Origin of the sequence: Segetibacter koreensis DSM 18137 (genome assembly GCF_000374045.1) — a bacterium.
GTDB lineage: Bacteria > Bacteroidota > Bacteroidia > Chitinophagales > Chitinophagaceae > Segetibacter > Segetibacter koreensis.
Genome location: NZ_KB893372.1, coordinates 1 through 1,656 on the forward strand (window position 1 = coordinate 1; position 1,656 = coordinate 1,656).

The 1,656-nt window shown below is 35.8% G+C and carries 1 protein-coding gene; it reads left to right on the forward strand.

Features of this window, described 5'->3' with window-relative positions:
• Positions 1–1,239 (forward strand): tail fiber domain-containing protein (locus B154_RS0123950; protein WP_018616899.1); only part of this gene is annotated, 1,239 nt, incomplete at its 5' end.
• Positions 1,240–1,656 lie beyond the last annotated feature (417 nt).

Sequence of the window (1,656 nt, forward strand, 5' to 3'; positions counted from 1 at the left end):
GCCTCAATTAGTAGCGGACTGTATGTTGGCAACAACGGTATTTTTGGTTACAACAGTTCAGGCAGTGGAGTATACGGAAGTGGAAGTACTTATGGCGTTTATGGAACAGGAGTTGATTATGGAGTTTACGGTTATACTACTGGCAATTATGGTGTTTTTGGAAATGCAGGAACTGTGGGCGTTTATGGCAATGGGGGCAGTTATGGTATTTCTGGCAATGCCAGTAGCAGCAGTGGTTATGGTATGTTTGGCCAGGGTGGAAGTATAGGTGTGTATGGAAGTGGAAGCTCTTTTGGCCTTTATGGGTATAGCGGTGTACAAACTGCCATCTACGGCTATACCGGAGGAGGAGGTGCAGGAAATCCGACAGGAGTATATGGAAACAATGATTCGTATGGTTATGGTGTAGCGGGCTATTGTCGTTATGGTTCGGGTATTTTTGGTAGCGGAGGTACTTATGCCGGATATTTTGCCGGTAATGTCTACAGCGGTGGCAGCTATTTAGGTTCTGACAGGAAATTAAAACAAAACATTACGAACCTCGAAAGTGCAATGGACGTTATTAATAAATTAAGGCCGAAAGTATATGAGTTTCGCCAGGATGGAAATTTTAAACTAATGAATTTGCCTCAAGGAACGCATTTTGGCCTCATTGCCCAAGACCTCGAGCAGGTACTCCCTAACCTGGTAAAAGATACTAAGTTTGATACGCGAATGGCACTACCCGGTATGAAGATTGAGTCAAACCCAGCACAAACAAAAGCTGCAGCAACACAAGCATCAGAAATAATTGATTTTAAAGCTGTAAATTATACAGAGCTTATTCCTATTATTATCAAGGGAATGCAGGAGCTGAACGTGAGCAAGGATAAAAAAATTAATGATTTACAAAACCAGATTAATAAGCAACAATTGGAAATTGATGAATTAAAAACCTTACTACAAAGTATAACAAAACCAGGAGTAAATATTACACCTACTTCTGCATTTATAAAACAAAATACTCCTAACCCTTTAACCAACAGTACAGTCATAAGTTACTATACACCAAACGATACAAGGAATGCGCAAATTTTAATTTCTGATATGAAGGGCAGTGTGTTAAGGACTTTTAATATTTCAAAAGGGGAAGGCCAGATTAATATGAATGTCGGTGAACTTACTGCCGGTACTTATAATTATACTCTATACGTAAATTCTAATAAAATTGATACAAAACAATTGATAATTGTAAAGTAGTTTGACAAATTTATAAATTGAAAGAGGTCAGTATATTGGCCTCTTTTTTATTTACTGGCAATTATAAAATTTCTTTTCTGCCTCTTATACTTCCTGCGGATGTTTCTGGTATCAAAAGCTGCTTGCTGCATTATTTCAATAAAATATTTTATAAAAGCATTTCTTATTGCTTCAATGAAATCAATGCCTATTAAAATAGGTATTTATACTCTTGCATTTGCTTTTTCAATCTATTAATTTTACAACAGTCATTCTTCGACTTTTTCCAACTCTCCTTTTTCAATCAGAGATCTTTTAAAGATACACCTATGTGTAAACACTATCATTTTTCAACTATTCCTCCGTAAGTTTTTTCTTACTTATGACAAGAGTTAATTGAAACTTCTAAATCATTTATAAATATTTTAATTATGAAAA